This is a genomic window from Salinimonas marina (assembly GCF_015644725.1).
Classification (GTDB): domain Bacteria; phylum Pseudomonadota; class Gammaproteobacteria; order Enterobacterales; family Alteromonadaceae; genus Alteromonas.
On sequence record NZ_CP064795.1, the window covers coordinates 1106086 to 1129088 of the forward strand.

The 23003-nt window shown below is 48.3% G+C and carries 17 protein-coding genes and 1 pseudogene; 17 read left to right on the forward strand and 1 reads right to left on the reverse strand.

What is annotated here, in order from left to right:
- Nucleotides 1-2 precede the first annotated feature (2 nt).
- The 6 genes from clpP to IT774_RS04775 all read left to right on the forward strand — a co-directional run bounded on the left by clpP (nucleotide 3) and on the right by IT774_RS04775 (nucleotide 8283).
- The gene (clpP, locus tag IT774_RS04750) at nucleotides 3-629 is read left to right on the forward strand and encodes an ATP-dependent Clp endopeptidase proteolytic subunit ClpP (RefSeq protein WP_195811562.1); all 627 of its coding nucleotides are present in this window, start codon (nucleotides 3-5) and stop codon (nucleotides 627-629) included.
- 69 nt (nucleotides 630-698) lie between these two features.
- Entirely contained in the window at nucleotides 699-1973 is a 1275-nt protein-coding gene (clpX, locus tag IT774_RS04755) for an ATP-dependent protease ATP-binding subunit ClpX (protein ID WP_195811563.1), read from the forward strand.
- Nucleotides 1974-2248: 275 nt separating this feature from the next.
- Nucleotides 2249-4603, forward strand: a complete 2355-nt coding sequence (gene lon, locus IT774_RS04760) for an endopeptidase La (protein ID WP_195811564.1) — start codon at nucleotides 2249-2251, stop codon at nucleotides 4601-4603.
- A 318-nt stretch (nucleotides 4604-4921) separates the two neighbouring features.
- Nucleotides 4922-5194, forward strand: coding sequence for a nucleoid-associated protein HU-beta (gene hupB / locus IT774_RS04765; protein ID WP_195811565.1), 273 nt, complete (start codon nucleotides 4922-4924; stop codon nucleotides 5192-5194).
- Between the two features lie 336 nt (nucleotides 5195-5530).
- A complete protein-coding gene (locus tag IT774_RS04770) occupies nucleotides 5531-7417 on the forward strand; it encodes a SurA N-terminal domain-containing protein (protein WP_195811566.1) in 1887 nt (628 codons plus the stop codon).
- Between the two features lie 557 nt (nucleotides 7418-7974).
- Complete coding sequence (locus IT774_RS04775) at nucleotides 7975-8283, forward strand: hypothetical protein (RefSeq protein ID WP_195811567.1); 309 nt, start codon at nucleotides 7975-7977, stop codon at nucleotides 8281-8283.
- A 503-nt stretch (nucleotides 8284-8786) separates the two neighbouring features.
- Here IT774_RS04775 and rpsT read toward each other — a convergent pair.
- Nucleotides 8787-9047 carry a 30S ribosomal protein S20 gene (gene rpsT, locus IT774_RS04780; protein WP_195811568.1) on the reverse strand — a complete coding sequence of 87 codons (261 nt, stop codon included), beginning with the start codon at nucleotides 9045-9047 and terminating at the stop codon, nucleotides 8787-8789.
- A 302-nt stretch (nucleotides 9048-9349) separates the two neighbouring features.
- Here rpsT and murJ point away from each other — a divergent pair, with 302 nt between their 5' ends.
- From murJ to IT774_RS04830, 11 genes and pseudogenes are all read left to right on the forward strand, one after another.
- Nucleotides 9350-10909 (forward strand): murein biosynthesis integral membrane protein MurJ, encoded by a 1560-nt coding sequence (gene murJ / locus IT774_RS04785; RefSeq protein ID WP_195811569.1) that lies wholly within the window; start codon nucleotides 9350-9352, stop codon nucleotides 10907-10909.
- A 90-nt stretch (nucleotides 10910-10999) separates the two neighbouring features.
- Complete coding sequence (gene ribF, locus IT774_RS04790) at nucleotides 11000-11932, forward strand: bifunctional riboflavin kinase/FAD synthetase (RefSeq protein WP_195811570.1); 933 nt, start codon at nucleotides 11000-11002, stop codon at nucleotides 11930-11932.
- 73 nt (nucleotides 11933-12005) lie between these two features.
- A complete protein-coding gene (gene ileS / locus IT774_RS04795; RefSeq protein WP_195811571.1) occupies nucleotides 12006-14831 on the forward strand; it encodes an isoleucine--tRNA ligase in 2826 nt (941 codons plus the stop codon).
- Nucleotides 14824-15342, forward strand: a complete 519-nt coding sequence (gene lspA / locus IT774_RS04800) for a signal peptidase II (RefSeq protein ID WP_195811572.1) — start codon at nucleotides 14824-14826, stop codon at nucleotides 15340-15342. Before ileS ends, lspA begins: the two co-directional genes overlap by 8 nt.
- Nucleotides 15343-15356: 14 nt before the next feature.
- On the forward strand, nucleotides 15357-15806 hold the full coding sequence (fkpB, locus tag IT774_RS04805; RefSeq protein ID WP_195811573.1) for an FKBP-type peptidyl-prolyl cis-trans isomerase: 450 nt from the start codon (nucleotides 15357-15359) through the stop codon (nucleotides 15804-15806).
- An 11-nt stretch (nucleotides 15807-15817) separates the two neighbouring features.
- The gene (gene ispH, locus IT774_RS04810) at nucleotides 15818-16762 is read left to right on the forward strand and encodes a 4-hydroxy-3-methylbut-2-enyl diphosphate reductase (RefSeq protein WP_195811574.1); all 945 of its coding nucleotides are present in this window, start codon (nucleotides 15818-15820) and stop codon (nucleotides 16760-16762) included.
- 107 nt (nucleotides 16763-16869) lie between these two features.
- Entirely contained in the window at nucleotides 16870-17487 is a 618-nt protein-coding gene (locus tag IT774_RS04815; protein ID WP_195811575.1) for a prepilin-type N-terminal cleavage/methylation domain-containing protein, read from the forward strand.
- Nucleotides 17484-17996 (forward strand): PilW family protein, encoded by a 513-nt coding sequence (locus IT774_RS17305; RefSeq protein ID WP_232365125.1) that lies wholly within the window; start codon nucleotides 17484-17486, stop codon nucleotides 17994-17996. The genes IT774_RS04815 and IT774_RS17305 overlap by 4 nt, the downstream gene beginning before the upstream one ends.
- 20 nt (nucleotides 17997-18016) lie before the next feature.
- Nucleotides 18017-18328 carry a PilW family protein gene (locus tag IT774_RS17310; RefSeq protein WP_232365126.1) on the forward strand — a complete coding sequence of 104 codons (312 nt, stop codon included), beginning with the start codon at nucleotides 18017-18019 and terminating at the stop codon, nucleotides 18326-18328.
- On the forward strand, nucleotides 18325-18891 hold the full coding sequence (locus tag IT774_RS04825; RefSeq protein WP_195811576.1) for a PilX N-terminal domain-containing pilus assembly protein: 567 nt from the start codon (nucleotides 18325-18327) through the stop codon (nucleotides 18889-18891). The genes IT774_RS17310 and IT774_RS04825 overlap by 4 nt, the downstream gene beginning before the upstream one ends.
- Before the next feature lie 14 nt (nucleotides 18892-18905).
- Nucleotides 18906-23002, forward strand: a pseudogene (locus tag IT774_RS04830) (PilC/PilY family type IV pilus protein).
- Nucleotide 23003 lies beyond the last annotated feature (1 nt).

Consider the following 23003-nt stretch of genomic DNA (forward strand, 5'->3'; position numbering starts at 1 on the left):
ATATGATTAACCCATTAGAACCGCAAAATGCATTGGTGCCTATGGTTGTCGAACAGACAGCCAAGGGTGAACGTTCCTACGACATTTACTCACGTTTACTAAAAGAAAACGTCATTTTTCTGGTTGGTCAGGTTGAAGATCATATGGCGAACCTGATTGTGGCACAGATGCTGTTTCTGGAAGCTGAAAACCCGGAAAAAGACATCTACCTATATATCAATTCGCCAGGCGGTTCAGTAACAGCAGGTATGGCTATTTACGATACCATGAACTTTATTAAGCCTGATGTGAGCACGGTATGTGTAGGCCAGGCGGCCAGCATGGGGGCCTTCCTGTTGTCAGGTGGCACCAAAGGTAAGCGTTATTGTTTGCCCAACTCACGGGTGATGATTCACCAGCCACTAGGTGGTTTCCAGGGGCAGGCATCAGATTTTGAAATCCATGCCAAAGAAATTCTGTCCGTTAAAGAGAAGCTGAATCGGTTATTGTCACAACATACTGGCCAGGATTACGAAAAAGTCGCACACGATACTGATCGTGATAACTTTTTAAGTGCAACCGAAGCCAAAGAGTACGGTCTAATTGACCAGGTCCTGACAAATCGATCTGACGCGGCTGCAACGAAGTAGTATAGTTATAAAGACAGACCGGACATCCTGTATTGAATTTGGGTCCGGCTAAGGCAGAGGCATTACGTAATGAGTGATAAACAGAACTCAGACGGCGACAACAAGTTACTGTATTGCTCCTTCTGTGGCAAAAGCCAGCATGAAGTGAGAAAGTTAATTGCTGGTCCGTCCGTTTTTATCTGTGATGAATGTGTCGAGTTATGCAACGACATTATTCGCGAAGAAATTAAAGAAATCGCACCCAAGCAAAAGCAGGACGCACTGCCCAAGCCACATGAGATTCATCTTCATCTGGATGACTATGTTATTGGTCAGGGTCATGCCAAAAAGGTGCTGTCGGTAGCGGTTTACAATCATTATAAGCGACTTCGTCACGGCGATGTGCACGAAGGTGTAGAGCTGGGCAAAAGCAATATTCTGCTGATTGGCCCCACCGGTAGTGGTAAAACCTTGCTGGCTGAGACGTTAGCGCGGTTGTTGGATGTACCCTTCACGATGGCCGATGCCACCACCTTGACCGAAGCAGGGTATGTCGGCGAAGACGTTGAAAATATCATCCAGAAATTGCTGCAAAAATGCGATTACGATGTGGAAAAAGCCCAGCGTGGCATTGTCTACATTGATGAGATTGATAAGATTTCCCGTAAGTCTGATAATCCTTCCATCACTCGTGATGTGTCGGGTGAGGGTGTACAGCAGGCATTGCTGAAGCTGATTGAAGGCACCGTGGCCTCGGTTCCGCCTCAGGGTGGCCGCAAGCATCCACAACAGGAGTTTTTGCAGGTTGATACCTCAAAGATTCTGTTTATCTGTGGGGGCGCATTCTCAGGGCTTGATAAAGTTATTGAGCAGCGTGCGCAGACTGGTAGTGGTATTGGTTTTGGCGCAAAAGTTAAAACCAAGGATAGCCTGCACAAGTCCAGTGAGCTGTTTAAAAAGGTTGAACCAGAAGATTTGGTTAAATATGGTCTGATTCCAGAGTTCATCGGCCGGTTACCCGTGGTAACCAGTCTGGAAGAGCTGAATGAAGATGCCCTGATCCAAATCCTGCGTGAACCAAAAAATGCCATTACCAAGCAATACGGGGCATTATTTGCCATTGAAGATGTAGAGCTTGAATTCCGGGATGATGCGCTTCAGGCCATTGCGAAAAAGGCCATGCATCGTAAGACCGGTGCCCGCGGATTACGTTCTATCGTGGAAGGCATCTTGTTGGATACCATGTACGACTTACCCTCGCTGGATGATGTCAAAAAAGTGGTCATCGACGAAACCGTCATTCGCGGCGAATCCAGTCCTATTTTGATTTACGCCAATGAAGATAAAAAAGCAGCATCGGAATAATCTTTGATGTGACTTAAAAAAGGCCTCAAATTGAGGTCTTTTTTGTGTCGGTAAGAAAAATACGGAAGCCGCTATAAAAATTTAGCCAAATTGCTCTTAGGCAAATTATCTGTTGCCTTATTTTTGTAAATGACTGATGGTAAACAACGTTATATTTCGCGGGGCCGACAGGTGAATAAGGTGAAGTAAAATTAAGCCTTAGCAAAAAGTAACTATTTGAACTTTGCCTGATTATCCCCATATAAATCGAAATCAGTAATCAATAGAGTGCAAGTATGACAGAAGAGCGTGAAAATCGCATAGAGATCCCCGTATTAGCCCTTCGGGATGTGGTTGTTTATCCACATATGGTCATACCCTTGTTCGTCGGCCGTGAAAAATCGATTCGCTGCCTGGAAGCAGCAATGGAAAATGACAAGCAAATCTTTTTGGTTGCCCAGAAAGATGCCAGTGTCGATGAACCAGAAACGGATGACATTTACAGTGTTGGCACCATTGCCACAATTCTTCAGCTGTTAAAGCTGCCGGACGGCACCGTCAAGGTGCTGGTAGAAGGTAATGTCCGTGGTGAGATTTCGGAATACACCCAGTCAGAGCCTTTCTACTGCGCTACCACCGATAAAATTACCGATGAAGCCATAGCCGAAAACGAGCAGGAAGTGTTGATTCGCTCCGCGGTCTCGCAGTTCGAAGGCTATGTAAAGCTTAACAAAAAAATTCCGCCAGAGGTTTTGACCTCACTCAATGGCATTGATGATGCCGCGCGTTTGGCTGACACCATGGCGGCTCATATGCCGCTCAAACTCACCGAAAAACAAAAAGTGCTAGAGATGAAAGGCGTGAATGAACGTCTGGAATACCTGATGGCGCTGATGGAAGGTGAGATAGATTTGCTCCAGGTCGAAAAGAAAATTCGGACCCGGGTTAAAAAGCAAATGGAAAAAAGCCAGCGCGAGTATTATCTGAATGAACAGATGAAGGCCATTCAAAAAGAATTAGGCGAGATGGATGATGCGCCTGACGAATTTGAAGCGCTGAGCAATAAAATCACCGAATCCAAGATGCCCAAGGAAGCGGAAGAAAAAGCCCGGGCAGAACTGCAGAAACTGAAGATGATGTCGCCGATGTCAGCAGAAGCGACGGTGGTGCGTAGTTACATCGACTGGTTAACGGCGGTGCCATGGCAAAAACGCAGCCCGGTCAAAAAAGATTTGGCGAAGGCAGAAACTGTGCTGGATGCCGATCATTACGGCCTGGAAAAAGTCAAAGAACGCATCGTTGAATATCTGGCGGTACAGCAGCGGGTGAAAAAACTAAAAGGCCCGATTCTTTGTCTGGTAGGCCCTCCGGGTGTCGGTAAAACCTCGTTAGGACAGTCTGTCGCTAAAGCCACGGGTCGTAAGTACGTACGCATGGCCCTGGGCGGCGTGCGTGATGAAGCGGAAATTCGGGGGCATCGTCGTACCTACATTGGTTCACTGCCTGGCAAGCTGATTCAAAACATGACCAAGGTAGGGGTAAAGAACCCGTTGTTCCTGCTGGATGAAATCGACAAGATGTCGGCGGATATGCGCGGTGATCCGGCCTCAGCATTACTGGAAGTGTTGGATCCGGAACAGAACAACAGCTTTAGTGATCACTACCTGGAAGTTGATTATGACTTATCCGATGTGATGTTTGTGGCCACCTCAAACAGCATGAATATTCCGGGACCTTTACTGGACCGGATGGAAGTGATTCGGTTATCCGGTTATACCGAAGATGAAAAGCTGAATATTGCTATGCGCCATTTGCTGTCTAAGCAGATGGAACGTAATGGACTTAAAAAGAATGAGCTGGAAATCACCGACTCCGCGATCATAGGTATTATTCGCTATTACACCCGCGAAGCCGGTGTGCGTAACCTGGAACGCGAAATCTCGAAAGTATGTCGTAAAGCCGTTAAAGATGTGCTGTTGTCTAAGAGCAAAGACAAAGTTGTGGTTACCCAGGACAATCTGAAAGATTATCTGGGGGTGCAGCGGTTTGATTACGGTAAGGCCGATAACGATAACCAGATTGGCCAGGTAACCGGTTTAGCCTGGACCCAGGTCGGCGGCGATCTTTTGACAATAGAAACCAGCACCGTGCCGGGCAAAGGCAAGATGACCACCACCGGTTCGTTAGGTGATGTGATGCAGGAGTCTATCAAAGCGGCGATGACAGTGGTGCGTAGTCGTGCAGACAAACTGCGTATCAACAGTGACTTTTATGAAAAGCGCGATATTCATGTGCATGTACCCGAAGGCGCTACGCCTAAAGATGGCCCTAGTGCCGGTATTGCGATGTGTACTGCCCTGGTTTCATCGTTAACCGGTAACCCCGTGAAATGCGATGTGGCGATGACAGGTGAAATCACCTTGCGTGGAGAAGTACTGGCCATCGGCGGATTGAAAGAAAAACTGCTGGCGGCACACCGTGGTGGTATCAAAACCGTGGTTATTCCGAAAGAGAACGAGCGGGATTTGGAAGAAATTCCGGATAATGTTAAAGAAGCGCTCACTATTCACCCGGTTAAGTGGATTGATGATGTCCTGGATATTGCCTTGCAGGAACCGGTTGAATCATTCGAAGTCGTGGATGCAAAATAAACAGTGAAGTAAGGCTGCAACGCCTGCCATGCGTGGGCCGCAGCCTTTTTTTATGGACAAAAGTATAAAAAATAGCCACTAAAGCGCAGATTTGCCCACTTTTTTTAAAATAGGGCTTTCAAGTCGCAGAAGTTGTGTTACCTTTACTGTGTCATCGCTTGAAGCCTTGTCTTTAAAGGGATTGCAGCGAATCATTAAAAGTTAACTTATTGTAACAGAGTACTTGATGTTACTAATCAAGCTTGTTATAAAGTCCGGCGATAATTCGATAATTGTTTCGGACAAACAGTATAATAACAAACGAAGGGGATCATAATTGTGAACAAGTCTCAACTCATCGACCAAATGGCAGCTGGTGCGGACATCTCTAAAGCGGCTGCAGGCCGAGCTCTAGACGCATTCACTGATGCTGTAACCGCAGCGCTTAAAGAAGGTGACCAGGTAGCCCTAGTAGGCTTTGGTACTTTCGCAGTTCGTGAGCGCTCTGCTCGCAGCGGCCGTAATCCTCAAACTGGTGAGACTATTCAGATTGCAGCGGCTAAAGTACCTTCTTTCAAAGCAGGTAAAGCTTTAAAAGACGCGTGCAACTAAGAATAAAAAATTTATAAAAAGGCGATGGTAACCCCATCGCCTTTTTTATTGGGTCCAGAAAAACAGGACCATGACCTGGCAACACAGTCCCTTTCCGGTTTTCTTTAATTTCTGTGTGAGTTTCAGTTTACCCGGACCAGCTGCCTGTGCCTGCCCCCAGAATCATTGTGTATTGATGTGGCAGGGCGACCATAAAAGCGTCGCGTTTGCCTGGACAATCGCGTTATAATCTTGCCTGATTTTTTGCCAGCGCACCGCCCAGATAACCTGTTGTCTGCAGTAAGCAGTGTCAGATGCCGGCAAGTTGAAGTAAGCAACGGAGTTGAAAGAACAATCATGTTAGAAAGAATCAGAGAAGGTTCTCAGGGCCCGTGGGCCATGATCGTAATCGGCCTTGTCGTGCTGAGTTTCGTCTTCGCCGGCGTTGGCAGTTACCTGAACTCTTCAGGCGCCACTGCGGTGGCCACTGTTAATGGCGAAGAGATTGATCAGGGCACCCTGGAGCGCGCCTATCAGAACCAGCGTGCGCGTATGGAGTCCGAGTATGGTGAAAGTGCAGCCAGCATGTTTGCCAACGAAAATTATCTTAAAGATTTTCGCCGCAATGTGTTGCAGCGGCTTATCAACGACAAACTTATTCAGCAACAGGCTGAGGAATTAGGTTTGCGGGTAGGGGATACGCAGATTCGTGACACCATTCGCGACATGCAGGAGTTCCAGACTGCCGGCGAATTTGATAACGAACGCTATCTGGCCATATTGCGTCAAAGTGGTTTTCAGCCTTCGGGTTTCAGAGATTATCTACGCACTGAAATGACCCGCACACAGTTAGCTCAGGCGCTGGGTGCGGCTTCCTTTGCCTTACCGGGTGAAGTGGACCGGGCATGGCAATTACAGGCCCAAACCCGTGATGGACGATATTTGGTGGTACCTGCTGCTCAGTTTGCTGAGACCGTGGAGGTGAGTGAGCAGGATATTCAAAATTTCTATGAATCGAATATCACCAGGTTCGATACTCAGGAAAAACTGAATATTGCGTATGTCACATTAAGTGTCGATGATTTGGCATCCGAAGTGGATGTCACCGACGCAGACATCGAACAGTATTATGAAGAAAATAAGAATAGTTACCGCGAAGAGGAAGAACGTCGGGTTTCGCATATTCTGATTGAATTTGGTGATGATAAAGAGGCCGCGCGGACCCGGGCTGAGAAAATCAAATCCCAGCTATCAGACGGTGCTGAGTTTGCCCGGTTAGCTGAAGAACGTTCAGATGATACCTTTTCAGCAGAAAATGGGGGCGACCTGGAGTTTATCAGTCGCGATATGATGGACCCGGCGTTTGATGAAGTGGCCTTCGACCTTGAACAAGGCGAGATCTCTGAGGTTGTGGAAACCGAGTTTGGCTTTCATCTTATCAAATTGACCGATATTAAAGCAGAGCAGGTGACGCCGCTGGCCGAGGTTGAAGCAGACATTCGTGAGCGCTTGCAAACCGATCGGGCAACCGAGCGCTTTTACCAAATCCGTAGTCGCATGGACGAGGTGGCCTTCGAAGTGCCAGAGTCACTGGAAGATGTGGCAGGGGTGGCTAACCAGCCAATTGAAGAAACCGGAATGTTTACCGAACAGCAGGCCCCCGAACCGGTGAGTAATCCTAATGCACTGAGCCGTGCGTTCAGCCCTGAACTGGTTGAAGATCGTATGAACAGTGAAGTGATTGAACTGGACGAGAAAACGGTAATGGTAATGCGGGTCAAAGAACATGAACCTCAGCGTACCCGGCCGTTGGAAGATGTATCTGATAGTATTGCCCAGCAACTACAAGGTCAGAAAGCACAGCAGGCCGCCATGCAGTGGGCTGAGAAACTGGTTGAACAATATCAGGCAGGTGAAGATGTTCAGTCAATGTTAGCCGAGTATGACCTTAGCTGGCAGGAAGCGACGGAGGTTAATCGAGGCCCGGGTGAATTACCCCGTGCGCTGGTTGAAACTCTGTTTACCTTGTCTGAACAAGAAGGCTCACAGATTGAAGCTACAAAACTGGCTACCGGTGATGTGGGTGTGGTCGAACTAACCGGGGTGAAGCAACCTGAAGCACCGGATGCTGAACTGGCCAGTTCCTTACGCCAGCGCCTGGGCTCGGCGTATGGTCAGGCATTGTTCCAAAGCTATGTAAAAGCTTTACGTGATGAAGCCGAAGTAGAAATTTTGCAACAATAAAACGATAAATAAAAAGCTAAAAAAACCCGGCGAATGCCGGGTTTTTTGTGGCTGGCTATCAGGGATACGAGATATCACTGGTTAGGTTGTCAGTGGGTCACAAACATCATGAAAGTATAAAACGCAGCAATGACCAGGGAAATGACCAGAATATACATAAACCCTTGTTTGCCTTGCGCCACGGAATAATGGTTCAGCTTTAGGTAAGCAACCCACAAAGCGCTAAGAAAAAGTGGAATAAGAACAATTATTTTCAGCACGGTTCGATTTTTATATAGGGACCATATACAAATGATGCGAAATTTTTTGGGGTTCGTCCAGCCCAGCGCGCTTTTCGATAAATAAGCGTGTAGGCAAATGGGTACATTTTTCTCACATGTAACCCGTATTTGTTAAAAATTAACCCACTAATTTTGGATATATATGCTACCTCGGTCAGGCTTAAGCCTTTAAAGCTTTATAAAACAGAGGTATACAAAAAGTTAGACTTTAGTATAGATAAAGGGAATGAGAATTGCTCTTACTAACTCATTAGTAGTAGTTAAGACGGTGTTTTCATGTATTTTCGTAAGTTTGCTTCTTCAATTGCGCTTTTGTGTTGTTTGATTCCGGCTGCATTTGCTGCCGACCGTGGCTATTACAACCCTCAGGATATTGATGAGATTGAGGTTACCGAAAGTGAGCGTCCCGCGAACTGGGCGGCCAGCCTGAATAAAGGGACGGTGCTGGACTATGAGTTATTTCAACAGGGCCAGGTGGTGTATCGCGATGTGACTCAGGGCATGGTAGCGCTGCGTCTTAATGACAAGGTCATCCGCGTGGTAGAGGATACCCGGGAAATTGTTGATGTACTTAACACCCTGTAAGGCATTCCCCCGCCCAGTTCATACACCTTAAAGGCGGCGCTGCAGCCTTAAATAGCTGGCGGTGTCACGCGTGTGGTGGCGCTTGCTACGTCATTTCTAATAAATATTCTTATATCTCCTAATAGCGCGGCTGTTACCATTTGGGTACAGCCGTTTTTGATAGTTCTCCACGGTCTTACCAGACTCGTCTGGTAATCTTTAAGAGCTTTGAAAAGAGCATGTTAGGGGTGATCTCAAAGGTCTGTTACCGTCCGATCTGTCGTCTCCCTGTCTGCCTATAGAGGGCGACATGCTTCTGCATTACTTAAAGCCCTGCTGATATAGGTGTGACTGTCCCTTGAAGGACGCTGTCTCTTGAAGGACGAAGATAAGGGTAGAGGTTATATCACAAGGGGGAGGCCGCTCAGGGGCGTGGCAGGTCGTTAGCCGATACTAAAAAGAGCAAAAAACAGAGACAAAAAAAGCGCCAGAAGGCGCTTTTTTAACTGCGATCCAAGAGGACCTTAAAGCGCTTTGATTTGCGCAGCAAGGCGGCTCTTATGACGAGCAGCTTTATTCTTGTGAATCAAACCTTTGGTAGCCATTCTGTCAAGAACAGGAGTTGCTGCGGCCAGTGCTGATTTAGCACCTTCTTTATCGCCATTAGCGATAGCGGCTACAACTTTCTTGATGCTTGTACGAGTCATGGAGCGGCGGCTGGCATTATGCTGACGACGCTTTTCGGCTTGAATTGCACGTTTCTTAGCAGACTTAATGTTAGCCAAGGTGTAACTCCCAAATAAATTCATGTCAAAAACGAGGGTGCGGATTGTGCCTACCAATCGATTATTTGTCAAACTATTTTAATAACAATAAACGCGGCGTGATCCAGGTCCGACCCAGCTAGGGCGCGGATTATAGCAGGCCCTAATTTAGAATTCACCCTTATGTAAGCGGTTTTATGCTGAAATTGAGGTTTTTCTCTTAAATTTAGCGGGAATTCAGCCTCCGGGTTATTTTCTCACTATAGCCATTCGGCTATAGTGTCGGTCCCATTAAGGCCACTACATAAAATCTAAGAGGCAATGTGTCAGGAAAATTAATCAGATCAGGGCTTATTGTCAGTGTTATGACATTGCTGTCGCGTATTCTGGGTTTGGCTCGCGATGTAGTGGTGGCCCGGCTGATGGGCGATGGCGCCGGCGCCGATGTATTCTTTTTTGCCAATAAAATTCCCAATTTTTTACGCCGGCTGTTTTCAGAAGGTGCATTTGCTCAGGCTTTTATTCCGGTGCTTACCGAAGTTCACCACGAAGAAGACGAAGCCAAACTTAAAGCCTTTGTGGCCAGAATCTCGGGTACCCTGGGGGCCATTGTCTTTGTGGTGGCCATTATTGGGGTCGTGGCATCACCGGTGTTAGCCGCATTATTTGGTATGGGCTGGTTTGTTGAATACCTAAATGATGAGCCCGGCGGTGACAAGTTCACGCTGGCCTCTACCATGCTTAAAATCACCTTTCCCTATTTAGCCTTTATCTCTTTAACCGGTCTGTCAGGGGCGATTTTAAATACCCTAAACAAGTTTGCCGTGGCGGCCTTTACGCCGGTACTGCTTAATGTGTGTATTATCAGCTGTGCGGTCTGGCTGGCGCCTGATATGCAGCAGCCAGCTTACGGGCTGGCCTGGGGCGTTTTTATCGGTGGTATTGTGCAGTTGCTGTTTCAACTACCGTTTTTATACCGGGCCGGTTTGTTAGTAAAACCTAAATGGGGCTGGCATGATCCTCATGTAGTCAAAGTTCGCACGCTGATGATTCCCGCCTTGTTCGGCGTGTCGGTAGGTCAGCTCAATCTGTTATTCGACACCCTGATTGCCAGTTTTCTGGTGACCGGCTCTATCAGCTGGCTGTATTATTCAGACCGCCTGCTGGAGTTTCCGCTGGGGCTGTTTGGTATTGCCATCGCCACGGTAATATTACCGACATTATCGCGTAATCATGTCGGCAAAGATCCCTTAGCCTTTGCTGACAATATGGACTGGTCGGTACGCATGGTGTCCGTATTAGGGTTGCCCGCCGCAGTCGGGCTGGCATTTATGGCCGAGCCTATCTTGACGGTTATTTTCCAGCGCGGTGAATTCACCGCCGAAACCGCCAGAATGGCCTCCTACTCGTTGACTGCCTATTCATTCGGATTGTGGTTTTTTATGCTGGTCAAAGTACTGGCGCCGGGGTTTTATTCGCGCCAGGACACCAAAACCCCGGTAAAGTTCGGCATCTACTGTATGGTAGCCAATATGGTGTTCAACCTGATTTTCGCGATTCCATACGGGTATATCGGGCTGGCCATCGCCACCAGTCTATCAGCGGCCTTAAACGCGATTCTGTTGTATCAGCAGCTGCATCGTGATGGGGTGTTTAGCCTTTCGCGATTTACCGTAATATTTTTGACTAAAGTGGTGCTGGCGTGCATCGCTATGGCTTGGGTTATTCTGCAGTTTGATTTATATGATGCATTTTACTTGCTGAGCCTGTCCGAACAGATTCTGCATGTAACCAAAACCATTGCCGCAGCAGTGGCGACATTTGTCGCGGTTTTATTACTTACCGGCACCAAACCGTCACATTTTAAAGCATCAGGTGGCTAAAGCGGCAGAACAACGATTGGTATTACGTGGTGGGTCGTTTATAATCGCGGCTTTTGTATTTGTTGCGGCAGGAAAAGGTACAGGCAAGTTGTGGAATTGATCAGAGGTTTGCATAACCTGCGTCCCCGGCACCAGGGCTGTGTATTAACAATCGGGAAGTTTGACGGGGTTCATAAAGGGCATAAGGCCGTATTGGCCAATGTTCTCAATAAGGCCCGGGAGCTGGCGTTACCGGCTACCGTAATGGTGTTTGAACCTCAGCCCGAAGAAGTGTTCACGCCCGATAAAGCACCGGCGCGACTCAGCACCCTGTCTGAAAAATACCGGTTGCTGAACGAAGCCGGAATTGACCGGTTGTTATGCGTACGCTTTAACCACGATTTTGCCAGCCAAAGCCCGGACACCTTTATTGAGGAATTACTGGTCAATAAACTGGGTGTTCGTTTTTTAGTGGTGGGCGATGACTTCAGATTTGGACAGAACCGCCAGGGCGACTTTGAAATGTTGAAGCAGGCCGGGCAGCACTATGGGTTTGAGGTGGTAAGCACCCAAAGTTACCGGCTGGATGATAATCGTATTAGCTCCACCGCCGTGCGTACCGCCCTGGAAACCGGCGACTTTGCCAAAGCAGAATCGATGTTGGGTCGGCCATTCGATGTTCAGGGCCGGGTGGTGCATGGTGAAAAGAAGGGCCGGACTATCGGTTTTCCCACCGCCAATGTGTTGCTAAAGCGATTTCGTACGCCCATCAAAGGGGTCTTTGCGGTGACGGTTACCCTGGACCAGCGCACGTTCAATGGGGTCGCGAATGTCGGCCGCCGGCCCACCTTAGATGGGCAGCGCACGCAACTGGAAGTGCATTTATTTGACTTTAGCGGCGATCTGTATGGTCAGCCTATCGTGGTGGTGCCACGAAAAAAACTCCGTGATGAACATAAGTTTGAGTCGTTTGATGCACTCAAACAACAAATTCAGGTCGATGCTGAGCATGCACGACATTTTTTTAAAACAACTGATTCGTAAGCTGCCTCGCGGCGGTACAACTTCGGGTACGTAGCTTTCACGTACACTTCAGGTGGATGGAAAAAACAATTTTATGAGTGATTACAAGGCCACACTAAATCTTCCGGAAACGCCGTTTCCAATGCGCGGAAATCTGGCGCAGCGTGAACCCAAAATGCTGAAAACCTGGCAGGAAAAAGGCATTTATAAAAAAATTCGTGAGGCTAAATCAGGCAAAAAACCGTTTGTTTTGCATGATGGACCTCCGTACGCAAACGGCAATATTCACATTGGCCATGCTGTAAACAAAATCCTCAAAGATATTATTGTTAAATCCAAAACGCTGGCTGATTTTGACGCGCCTTATGTACCTGGATGGGATTGCCATGGGTTGCCCATCGAGCTAATGGTGGAAAAAAAGGTCGGAAAACCCGGTAAGAAAGTGTCCGCCGCTGAGTTTCGTCAAAAGTGCCGCGAATACGCGGATAAGCAAATTGATGGTCAAAAGGCCGACTTTATCCGGCTGGGTATTTTTGGTGAATGGGACAATCCCTACAAAACCATGGACTTTACTTCAGAAGCCGACATCATTCGCGCGCTTGGCAAAATTGTCGACTCGGGTCACCTCGAGAAAGGCTTTAAGCCGGTCCACTGGTGTACCGACTGCGGTTCGGCACTGGCAGAGGCCGAAGTTGAATATAAAGACAAAGTTTCGCCGGCGATTGATGTCAAATTTCCGATCACCGATACCGGCCCCATAGCGCAGGCATTTGGTGTCACACAAGCGGATCTTGAACAGCATAATGCCGGGGTGGTTATCTGGACCACTACGCCCTGGACCCTGCCGGCCAACCGCGCTATTACGCTGCACCCTGAGCTGACCTACTCGCTGGTTGAAGTTACCGAAACCGGCGAATGGCTGGTGTTGGCGCATGATCTTATTGAAAGCTGCATGCAGCGCTATGACATTGAGGCCTATGCGGAAAAAGCCAGCTGTCTAGGTGAAGCCCTGGAACATGCCACCGTGGCGCACCCGTTTATTGAAAACCAGCAAACCCCATTGATTCTGGGTCAGCATGTAACAACAGACTCGGGTACCGGCTGTGTACATACCGCCCCGGCGCATGGTGTCGATGACTTTAATGTGGGCAAAGAGTATGGCATTGATGTGTACAACCCGGTGGGCAGCAATGGGGTATTTTTAGAAAACACGCCATTATTTGCTAACCAGTTTGTGTTTAAAGCCAATGACGCCATTATTGAAACCGTGAAAGCGAATGGCAATCTGGTGTTGGATGTGAAATACGAGCACAGCTATCCGCATTGCTGGCGCCATAAAACCCCAATCATCTTCCGGGCAACGCCGCAGTGGTTCATCAGTATGGACAAGCAAGGCTTGCGGGACGCCTCATTAGAGCAGATCAAACAAACTCAGTGGATTCCGGAGTGGGGTGAAAACCGGATTCAAAAAATGGTAGAAGGCCGTCCGGATTGGTGTATCTCGCGCCAACGCACCTGGGGCGTTCCCATTCCACTGTATGTCCACAAGACTACCGGTGAGATTCATCCTCAAAGTAGTCAGCTGATTGAACAGGTTGCTGAAAAAGTCGAATTCAAAGGCATCGAAGCCTGGTGGGATCTGAACGATGCGCAGTTACTCGGTGAAGATGCAGACCAGTACGATAAGGTTACCGATACCCTGGATGTCTGGTTTGACTCGGGGGTCACCCATTATTTTGTGGTGGATCGTCGTGACGATATCCCTGCCGGCGCCGATTTGTACCTGGAAGGCTCGGATCAGCACCGAGGCTGGTTTATGTCATCCCTGATGACCTCTACCGCCATGCACAACCATGCGCCTTATAAGCAGGTGCTTACCCATGGCTTTACCGTGGATGCCCATGGCCGCAAGATGTCGAAATCGGTGGGCAATGTGGTAGCGCCGCAGGAAGTGACTGGCAAACTGGGCGCGGATATTCTGCGTCTGTGGGTAGCCTCTACCGATTATCGTGGTGAAATTGCGGTCTCTGATGAGATTTTGAAGCGCGCGGCAGATTCCTATCGTCGTCTGCGTAATACGGCACGTTTTCTGCTGGCCAACCTAAATGGCTTCGACCCGGCCGAAGATGCGGTGGCGCCTGCAGATATGGTGGCATTGGATCGCTGGATTGTGAGTCGCACCAACACCTTACAGCAGGAGTTGGCCGAAGCCTACGAGCAGTATGACTTACTGGTGGTCAGTCAAAAGCTGATGCACTTCTGCTCGATTGAGCTGGGCAGTTTTTATCTGGATATTATCAAAGACCGCCAGTATACCGCCAAAGCGGACAGCAACGCGCGGCGCTCATGTCAAACAGCGTTGTACCATATTGTTGAAGCGCTGGTGCGCTGGATGGCCCCCATTACCAGCTTTACCGCTCAGGAGTTATGGGAAGCGCTGCCAGGTGAGCGCGAAGAGTTTGTGTTCACCCAAAGCTGGTACGAAGGCCTGGCGCCTTTCACCGGTGAAGGTGAGTTTGGTACACAGTTCTGGCAGCAAATTATGCAGGTGAAGGATGCGGTTAACCAGGCTATGGAGCAGGCTCGTAAAGAAGGCACACTGGGCGGCTCATTGGAAGCAGAGATTCAGTTGTATGCCAGTGATGAGCTAGTAACTCTGTTGCGTCAGCTGGATGACGAATTACGATTTGTGCTGATCACTTCAAAAGTGCATCTGCACCCATTGGACCAGGCACCTGAAAGTGCCGCAGCTACGGCACTGGACGGCCTGCGCATAGAAGTACACAAGAGTGCGGGCGAAAAGTGTGTGCGCTGCTGGCATGTGCGCGAAGATGTGGGTCTGAATGAAGCGCATCCGGAATTGTGTCAGCGCTGTGTCACCAATGTTGAGGGCGACGGAGAGACACGCCGGTATGCTTAACTCAATAAAAGCCAGTGGTCTGCGCTTTTTATGGCTCAGTGTGGTGGTGTTTGTACTGGACCAGTGGACTAAGTACACGGTACTCGGGTCGATGGACTTGTATCAGTCGGTGCAGGTGACCTCGTTTTTTAATCTCACCTATGTGCACAATTACGGTGCGGCATTTAGCTTTTTGCATGATGCCGATGGTTGGCAACGCTGGTTTTTTACCGGCATTGCTGCCGTGGTGAGTACCCTGATACTATGGTGGTTGAAAAATACCCCACGTGACCAAATCTTATTGCCAGTTGCCTACACCCTGGTGCTGGGCGGCGCGCTTGGCAATGTTTATGATCGTTTGGTCCATGGCTATGTCATCGACTTTCTAGATTTTTATGTGGGTCAGTGGCACTGGCCGGCATTTAATCTGGCTGACAGCGCCATCTTTTTAGGCGCCATTTTACTTATTATTGATATGCTGACCGCCAATAAATCGGCCGGCGACAATACAACCTCATCGCAAAAGCAGTAACTGAAGGGGGCGATATGTCTGATGCTGTAATTGGGTCACACAGCGAAGTGCTGATGCATTTCGATTTAAAACTGGAAGATGGTTCGGCCGCCGACAGTACCCGTGTTAATAAAAAGCCGGCAAAACTGGTGATGGGCGATGGTAGCCTGACCGAAAATTTTGAAGCCTGCCTGTTGGGCCTGCAGCAGGGTGACAAAAAATCGTTCACTCTGGCGCCTGAGGATGCGTTTGGCCACTCAAAACCTGAGAATATTCATTATATGGACCGCAACCGGTTTTCCAGTGATATGGACATTAGTGAAGGGATGATTATGGGGTTTGGTCAGCCAAATGGGCAGGAAATTCCCGGTATTATTCGTAGTGTTGCGGGTGACTCGGTGACAGTAGATTTTAACCATCCTCTGGCAGGCCAGACGGTTATCTTCGATGTTGAAATTTTAGAGGTCAGTGAGCCGTCGGCTTAAAGGAGCTTTGCATGCAAATTCATTTAGCAAACCCACGGGGCTTTTGTGCCGGTGTTGACCGTGCCATTACGATTGTGGAGCGCGCACTTGAGATGTTTAAGCCACCAATTTATGTGCGCCATGAAGTGGTGCACAATAAATTTGTGGTTGATGGTCTGCGTGAAAGCGGCGCGGTCTTTGTCGATGAACTCAGCGAAGTGCCAGACAACAGCATAGTTATTTTCTCGGCCCACGGGGTCTCTAAAAAAGTTCGAAACGAAGCGCAGCGGCGTGGTCTGAAAGTATTTGATGCCACCTGTCCGCTGGTCACCAAGGTGCATATGGAAGTGACCCGTGCCAGCAAGACGGGGACAGAATGTATTCTGATTGGCCATGCGGGGCATCCCGAAGTCGAAGGCACGATGGGGCAGTACAGCAACCCGGAAGGCGGCATTTATCTGGTGGAGTCCAGTGCGGATGTGGCGCGGTTGTCGGTAAAAGATCCTAATGCCTTGTATTATTGCAGTCAGACTACCTTGTCGGTCGATGATACCGCGGATGTGATTGATGCGCTGCGCGCACGTTTCCCGGCTATCGAAGGCCCTCGCAAAGATGATATCTGCTACGCAACCCAAAATCGTCAGGATGCGGTGCGCGAGCTTGCCAGCGACTGTGAAGTGCTGCTGGTCGTGGGTGCGCAAAACAGCTCTAACTCTAATCGGTTACGGGAGCTGGCGGAAAAGGTAGGCGCCCAGGCGTACCTGATTGCCGATGCTAACTGCATCCAAAGAAGCTGGCTGGAGGGCATTGAGCATGTAGGGGTGACCGCGGGCGCCTCAGCACCAGAAGTTTTGGTCAAGGGCGTTATTGACCGGCTTATCTCCTGGGGTGCTGAAAAAGCCTCAGAGCGCCAGGGTAGAGAAGAAAATGTTGAGTTTGCGGTACCTAAAGAATTACGCATCAAGCAGGTCGGGTAGCATCACGCGAATCAGTTTCGATACGCTATCGTAATTACCAATACGCAATATTCAGTCAGGTTGATATAGCATAAGGTTGTTAATAGTCATTTAGGCAGATGCAACCTATGCGCAAGCTGGCGCAACATTATCAACAAGGTGTGGGGATGATCGAGATTCTGGTCACCCTGTTTGTTCTGGCAGTCGGACTGCTGGGCGTCGCCTCGTTACAATTTGTAGGCTCTTTCCAAAACCGCGACGCCATCAGCCGAACACAGTCAGAGCTGGTTGCAGAGCAAGTGGCAGAAAGCCTGCGTTCAGCCGCCAGACCCGCCACAGCGGGTGATGGGATGGTAGCCCACAACGATTATTTCAGCAACGCCTCTTACAATTTTACCGGCCTTTCCTGCGCCGGTAACGATCCTTACCTTTGTCATTGTTTAAGCAAGCCTTCCAGTGTCCCGAATTGTGAAGGTACCGAGTGTACTGAATCGCAAATGGCCCGTTACGAGGGCTGGGCATTATCCTGCGCCGCGGTTCAAACCAACCCACAAACACGCATCAACGTAGGCTGCCAGGACAATAATATCGTTGACGCCGATGTGTGCAGCGCTGGTTCTCGCATTCAAATCACTCTGTCCTGGCCGGTCACGGTGTCGGCCAATCGTAACTACAATTTGATGGCACGGTGTAATCCCACCGACGGCGACAGCAACGAATGTGTGTTTAAGGATATTACCTTATGAAACGCAGTGGGGGCTTTTCCCTGATTGAATTGATGATATCGCTGGTATTGGGATTAGTGATTACTGGCGGAGTTATCCAGGTAATGGTCAGCAGCCGGGTTACTAACGGGCTGAATCAAGCCGTTGGTCAGGTACAGGAAGCGGGACGCTTTATTATGACCCGACTTACCCGTGAATTACACGAAACCGGACGCTACGACCAAATTGGCTCACGCATAGACCCCAGTGTCGATCTTCTGGTGGAGTCAGCATTTATTCAGAATCGTCCCATCGGTTTGCCTGGCGATTATGTGGCCAAGCCCGGTTTGGGAAGCCTGCAAACCGGCAGCGGTGGCAATGATCAGCTAGTCGTTAACATGCTGGCTGACGCAGATTGTACAGGGGCCACCCATGGCCATACTAATGGCATAGAATTTCATGTAGTAAATGTGTATCAGGTCACCAATGGCCGCCTAACCTGTACCGGCTATGATGGCCGCGTGCTGCGGGGGTTGCTACTGGTGTGGTAAACGGCGCGGCGCAGGATTTGATGGACAATGTACAAAGCTTTCAGGTGCTGTACGGCATTACCAATGAACGTGATATCTCCCAAGGCCAGGTTATTCGCTTTGTTACCGCCAGCGAGCTGGCGTTGGCAAGAACCAATACTCAACAGGTGGTATCACTGCGTGTAGGAGTACTGTTGCGTAGTGATACTGGTCAGGTCAGCGGGATTCCCGTAAGTCAGATTGCAGTATTAAATGAAAGTCCGGTAAGTACAGAAGCCAATCGTTATTATCAGGTTTTCAGCCAGACTTTGACCTTAAGAAATATGAAAAATTTTGTAAGGAGCGCCAAATGAAGCAGCAAAGAGGCATCGTACTAGTACTGGCATTGCTGGTGCTATTGTCCCTGACCATCTTAGGGGTGAGTGCGGTTTCCAGCAGCTTAAACCAAAACAAAATGGCGACCTCGATGCAGCAATCTGGCTTAGCCTTTGATGCTGCTGAAGCCGCCCTGGCCGGTGTTTTCTTTGAATCAGAAGACGAAATATTGCTGACCAATGCGGCGCTCCTTGACCCACTGTCTCAAGCTCGCCAGGGTACGCAACTTGACCCCAACGTTGAAGATCTTAGCTGCACCGAAAATGCAAAATGGACCAATCGCCAGATGACCAATGCGGGGTTAAGTACTAATGCCGTACATACCGCCGCGGGCGATTATCAAACCGAAGTCAAAACCCGCAGTTGGTCACGCACAGCATTTGTTCGCGAACAGGCGTGTCGCGGTTCAAGCAATGTCATTGGCGGCAGCAATATCAACTGCCATGTATTCGTCGTGAAAGGCTGTGGTCAGGTGGACGGCCGTTCTACCATTGTGGCCAATAGTGTTTCCGCTGCAGTGCTTGCACCTGCGTCTAATTAGTCTAAGGAATTAGCATGAAAAAATTAGCAAGATTCTCCACATTTTTCTTTTTGTGGCTGTGTATTGGATCTGCAGCGTTTGCTGACGATTTAGACATATACCTGGGCACCGGTGAAACAGCTGTCACTTATAAGCCGAATGTAATGTTCATTATGGACACCTCCGGCAGTATGAACAATAAAGACGATACCGAAAAGTCCAGAATGATGCGAGTTAAGGAGGCTTTGTCCTCGGCGATCGGTTCGGCGACTGACATCAACGCGGGCTTGATGCGTTTTTCAGATTTTGGGGGCCGGTACTTTACCCCATTGAAGATCTGGATGCGCCCGTCAATCCAGAGCTGATCGTTTCGGTAGGCTCAAAAGATGGTGATGCGCATGAAATTGATGAAGATGTTTATTTAAACAATAGTGTTCTTGAGCTGAGTCGAGGAAAGCAAAAGGTAATTTCCGGGGTAAGCTTTGACGACCTCAATATTCCTCAGGGTGCCACCATCACCAGTGCCCACATTCGTCTTACCTCTGCTCAGCAAAACTCAGCACCAACGAAAATTATCATTAGAGGTGAAGAAAAAGACAAAGATGATGATGATGATGATGATGATGATGATAAAAAGAGCAGTCGATTTAAGGATGATGAGGAAGATCTGTCGGACCGAGATACAACTGACAGTGAAGTTATCTGGGATTCAAACAATGAGTTTCCCTTAGACGGAGAAGTGGTGGTCACACCCGACATTAGTATTATTATTCAGGAGATCGTAGATGATAAGCACTGGTGTGGTGGCGAACGTTTAAATATTCTTTTTGAAGGTACTAGCCAAGACGTCGCGAGTGCTCGTAAAACGCACGCCTATGATAGTGGCACGGATCAAGCCGCGCAGTTGGTCGTCACTTACGATCAAACGACCGCGAATGGTTGTATTGCTGCTGAAAGTTACTATCAAATCAACAATCAGAATGACAACCGCGAAGAAACTAAAAAAGGCAATGGCAGTACAGGTAATCGACTAGATTTTAACAAAAAACAAAATGAATTTGTTGGTCTCAGGTTTACTAATGTCAGTATTCCGCAAGATGCAGAAATTCAAAAGGCCTATCTGTCGTTGTATTCCGCGGCTAATTATAACCTGCCAGCCACGATGCATGTGCACAGTATCAAGGAAGATGATGTTGGGGCGTTCGGTGACAGTCAAAAAGATGTTCTTAATGATAAAAAGAAAGGTAAAAAAGTCGATTGGGTGATGTTGCCTAGTAAAAAAAATGACAAATTGGTAAGCCCTGATATCAGCGACCTTGTTGAAGAAATTGTGGGCCGAGATGGTTGGAAGTCGGGCAATGATTTGGGCTTTTTACTGCATGCTTTTAAAGGCGAGGCGGGGGCGTATACTTACAAAGGAAGTAAAGGCTATGCGCCAAAATTGTACATTCAATTTAAAGGCAATGCTGTTCCAGGCCAGGTTTCCACCGTACGGGACCACTTACTGAGCAAAATTGATGAGCTGGGTGCCAATGGCTATACGCCGATTGTAGATACCTTGTACGAAGCAACTCAATATTACGGCGGTCGGCCGGTAGATTATGGCTTACAGCGTGGTACCAGCGCTACCAGTCAGAATGTACGCCGAAGTACGCGGGTCAGCCATAGAAAATCCTATATTGGCTCAGACTCAATAAAACCGAGTGGCTGCGACGGTACTAATTTAAGTGATAGCAAATGCATGACCGAAACTATTCCCTCTGGGGCGACCTACGTATCGCCGGTGACGGATCTGCAATGTCAGACCAATAATCATATTGTGTTGTTGTCAGATGGTGACGCTAACTACAATCACAGTGTCTCAAAAATTGAAGCATTGATAGGTAAAAGTTGTACCGGCAGCGGTGGCGAACAATGCGGTCTTGATTTGGTGCGAAATTTATACGATAAAAACAAGTCGGCAATAGATCGTCGTGTAATGACCCACACCATCGGGTTTTCAGCAAATACTAGCGCCAATAACTTCCTGAATAAATTGGCGTTGCAGGGCGGTGGCAATTTTTACAAAGCAGACGACAGCAGTGAGTTACTGGACGCGTTTGATACTATATTGCGAACCGTTAAAGATGTGAACACCACCTTTGTATCGCCGGGAATTGCTGTGAATCAATTAAACCGATTGACGCACCAGGATGAGTTGTATTTCGCGCTGTTTAAGCCTGACGAAGGTGCTCAGTGGCCCGGTAACTTGAAGAAATATCGTCTTGACGGCAATACCATCGTTGATAAAAATGGCGCCAATGCTGTAGACAGCGTGTCGGGATTTTTCACCGAAACTGCCCACAGCTATTGGTCGGTGCTGACCGATGGCAATGATGTCAGAGAAGGTGGTGTGATTAGCTTGTTTGACAGCAATCGAAACATGTACTTCTTTGATGGCCCAGGTTCTATTATAAAATCTAATAATAGAATTAGCGAAACCAATCTGAATATCTCCACTGCTGATCTCGGCCTCGGGCTACTCGACATACCTTTACGTGATGCCGTTTTAAAATGGGCAAGGGGCGTGGATGTTAATGATGCAGATGGCGACGGTGATGTTACTGATGTGCGCTTGCAAATGGGCGATCCAATTCATTCTCAGCCGGCAGTGGTAAGTTATTCAGCTACCGATTCAGCAATTTTTGTAGCGACTAATCAAGGTTTCCTACATTCTTTCGACGCGCAAACTGGCGAAGAAAATTTCGCGATAGCCCCTAAAGAGTTATTAGTTAACTTGCCTACTTTTTATGAAAACAATTCAACCTTCAACCATGTTTATGGTATTGATGGCGAAATAGTCTGGCGCGAGGTAGAGGGCAAGCAGTATCTCTATGTTGGTATGCGCAGAGGTGGAAGAAACTACTATGTTTTTGATGTAACAAGTAAAACCTCTCCAAAGTTGGTATTCAGTATCAAGGGTGGGGAAACAGATTTGGAAAAGCTTGGTCAAACATGGTCGCGGCCCACGCTTACTAAAATGAAGTTTGGTAGTACGGTTAAAAATGTCATGATTGTGGGTGGTGGTTACGATGAACAGGCAGATACGAATCCTGAGCGTTTACCTAACACCGTAGGGAATGCGGTATTTATTTTTGATGCTGACAGCGGTGCATTATTATGGAGTGCCAGCAATGCTGATGCAGACTTAAACGTCAGTGCAATGGAATACAGTATTCCGGGCCGTATTTCAGTGATCGATCGAGATCGTGATGGCTTAGCCGATCATATGTATGCCGCAGATATCGGCGGACAAATATTCCGCTTCGATATATACAATGGTGAGTCAGGTGCCGACCTTATCAAAGGTGCTCGACTGGCTGATTTAGGTGGAGCCGGGGTTGCCAATAATCGCCATTTTTATTATGGACCTGATGTTTCTGAAGTTGCGCTTGATGATGAAATTTATTACGCCGTGGCGGTAGGAAGCGGTTGGCGCGCGGCGCCGCTAGATACGGCGGTAAATGATAAGTTTTATATGATAAAAGATAAAGGCGTGTTCAGTGTTGATGAAGATGGCGAATACAGTTTTGGCTCTGATTTAACGCAAGACGACCTATTCGATGTTACGCCACATACGCTGGCCAGTACCGATGACGGCACTCGCGCACTTGCAGCCTCAACATTTGCCGGTAAACAAGGCTGGTCTATGGATATGGTGGTCCAGGGAGAGAAAGTGCTGGCCTCACCTCTGATCATTGATTACAAAATTTTGTTTACGAGTTATATACCTGCCTCCAGTTCACAAAGTGCGTGTGCACCGCCTACGGGCAGAAGCCGGGCTTACCTTGTTAATTTGGTCAACGGCAATGCAGTAGGCGATTTGAACAACAATAGTGAGCTGGATCACCAGGATCGTTATTCAGATCTTAACCAAAGCGGAATCGCCCCGCAGGCAAAAATTTTGATAGAAGACATCACTGCACCTGTGGTTTGTCTGGGTACAGAGTGTTCTTCTGCCGTCATTGAGACCAACGATGATGGTACGGACAAAGAGTGTTCGTCTGCGTTTAGCTGCCTGATGGAAAATATCTATGGTCGTTTTGAGCGTGTCATGCATGAAAGCTGGAAATCAGAAATTGAGCGAGATTAAG